Source organism: Pseudomonas sp. CM25 (assembly GCF_013179705.1).
In the GTDB taxonomy this organism is placed as follows: domain Bacteria; phylum Pseudomonadota; class Gammaproteobacteria; order Pseudomonadales; family Pseudomonadaceae; genus Aquipseudomonas.
This window is the reverse complement of sequence record NZ_JABMCW010000271.1, coordinates 5,150-7,687: the sequence shown is the minus strand read 5'-3', so window position 1 is coordinate 7,687 and position 2,538 is coordinate 5,150. Positions and strand designations below refer to the sequence as shown.

Genomic DNA, 2,538 nt, shown 5'->3' with positions numbered 1-2,538 from the left:
GGCGCACTCATGATTTCGCGCACCGGGGTGGCGGCGGAAGAGCGGCCCTTGAGTACCAGTTTGCGTGCATAGTCCCGTTCACTGACGATACCCACCACCTGGTTGCCCTCGACCACGGGCAACGCACCGACGTTTTTCTCCGCCAGCATTTTCAGGGCGTCGAGCACCGAGTCATCCGGGCCGATGGTGTACACGGTCTGGTGCTGGGACTTGGTCTTGAGGATTTGTTCGACGGTCTTCATACGGGCCTCTGCGGGTGGAAAACGGCGCTGTCTCGGAGTAACTAAAGCATCCGACACGGCGCTCTGCACGGCAATGCAGGAAACGGCATGCAGTCGATTGAAAAACGTCATCGGTGTTCGCCTGTGCGGGCCTCTTCGCGGCTAAAGCCGCTCCCACCGGAGTGGCACTGACCTCAAGGCCTGTGGTGCATCTGTGGGAGCGGCTTTAGCCGCGAACACCGGCGCAGCCGGTGCCATCCATCGCTGCGTCTACAGGCAACCACCCGCGGCAACCTCCTGGCTCGCCTCCTTGAGGGCCGCCGCCACTGCGGCTGCATCGTTGGCGGTGTAAACCCGCCCGCCGGTATTGCTGGCTGCGCAATTGGAACCGGTGCTGGCGCTGATGTTGACCACGTTGATCCGCAGGCGTGGCTGGCTCTTGGCTATCTGTTCCGACACGCTGCACACACTGGTGCCGCAACTGTCCCGGCCATCCACGAACATCACGATCACAGCGTCGCGGTCCCGCCCGTTCAGCTTGCTGGCTGCCGCTTCCAGGCTGATGCCCAGCCCTGTACCGCCACGTGCTTTCAGATCTGCGATGCGTTTGACCAGGTCGGCACGCTGGCCTTGGCCGAAGACCCCGTGGTCCACCGGGCTGCGGCAGCCATCGAAGGTGACCAGGCGCATGTCCACGTTCTTGTCCAGGTCGCCGATCACGGCAGTCAGCGAGCTTTTCGCCACGTCCATGCGGGTCAGCCGTTGCGGCTGGTTGTTGGCCAGCAGTTCATCGACGAACGGAATACGGGCGAGCAAGCCGATGTACCAGGGGTCTTCCGCCTGTTTCACCCTGATGCGCTGGTCCATGGAGCCGGAGGTGTCCAGCACCACCGCAAACTCCGAGGCCTGGAAGCCACCCCCTGGCATACAGATTGCCGCCTGCGTGTAGCCTTGCCAGCGCTGGTACAGCGCCGGCCAGCTGCTGTACAACCCATAGAGCAGTAGCAATAACAGACCCAGCAGCAACCACGGCCACAGGCGCCAGCGGCGGCGCTCGACCAGCACTACGCTTCGCTTGGTGACGGGTTTTGCGGTTGGCGCGGGTTTCGGCTGCGCCGGCGCTACCTTTGGCGGTGGCGGTGGCGGTGGCGGTGGCGGTGGCGGCGCCGGCTTTGCCGTGGCAGGTGCCGGTTGCCCCCAGCGAATCACCAGCGGTTCGCCGTTGATGCTGTACAGGTTGGCCAGGTCCGGGTGCCCGATCAGCGTGCGCAACGCCTCTGCGGCCGGTGCCTGGCCGCGTTTGTGCAGTTCGTCCGCCAACTGGCCGACGGCTGCCTGGCGTTCTTGGTAGCGCCTGAGCAGCACGGCCTGCTGCTCGCGATCCAGCGTGGCATACAGGTGCGGTTGCCCTTCCAGCTCGGACCACCATTCCAGTACGCCGTCGCGCCCCTGCCTCGGTATCGCGTACAGGTGAGCGATGCCCGGCGGAAAATGCTGGCGAATCAGCGCCACCCGCTGTTCGAGGGCACTGGCAGCATCCTGGCTGGCATGGGTGTCGCGGTTTACCCTTTGCATGGTTCGTCCTAGTCGCAATCGGCCGTGCTGGAAACTTCCTGGCTGGCGTCCTTGAGGGCTGTGGCCACCTGCTCGGCATCGTTGGCGGAATAGATGCGACCACCGGTTTGCTCGGCGACGCAGCTGGCCAGGTTGCTGTTGCTGATGTCGATCAGGTTGACGCGCAGGCGTGGCTGCTCGCGGGCGATACGCTGCGCCACTGCACACACGTCCTGCTCGCACCCGTCGGCACCGTCGATAAACATTAATATCACCCCGTCGCGGTCACGGCCGTTCATGGCCCTGGCCGTCACGTCCAGGCTGGCCGCCAGGGCGGTGCCATCATTGGGCTCGAGTGCCTGGATGCCTTCGATCAGCGCCGGACGCTGGGCAAGCTTGAACACGCCATGGTCCAGGGGAGCGCGACAGCCGTCGAAGGTCACCACGCGCATGTCGATCGCCGGGTGCAGGTCGTTGATCAGGTGGGTCAGGCTGCTCTTGGCCACGTCCATGCGCACGGGGGCCTGGGTAATGTGCGCGACGCGCTGCTGATCGATGTTCGGGTCATCATTGATGTGCTTGAAGAACCACGCTTCGTCCTCCGGGGTAGCGGCAACGTTGAGTTGCATCGAGCCCGAGGTGTCGAGCACCACGGCAAATTCGGGCGGCTGCAGCTGCGTGTCTTTCACGCAGGCGAAGGGCGTGGCAGGGCGGCTGCCAAGCCAGTGCTGCAGATACGGCCAGCCCAACCACAAGGCCAGGG

The 2,538-nt window shown here is 64.6% G+C and carries 2 protein-coding genes and 1 pseudogene; all 3 read right to left on the bottom strand.

The window, feature by feature from the left end:
- A partial coding sequence (locus HP546_RS22580; protein ID WP_172229677.1) for a CBS domain-containing protein occupies nt 1-242 on the bottom strand: 242 nt, incomplete at its 3' end.
- Between the two features lie 249 nt (nt 243-491).
- A complete protein-coding gene (locus tag HP546_RS22575) occupies nt 492-1,796 on the bottom strand; it encodes a VWA domain-containing protein (RefSeq protein WP_172229674.1) in 1,305 nt (434 codons plus the stop codon).
- A gap of 8 nt (nt 1,797-1,804) precedes the next feature.
- Nucleotides 1,805-2,538: pseudogene (locus HP546_RS22570) on the bottom strand (VWA domain-containing protein); the annotation flags it as partial.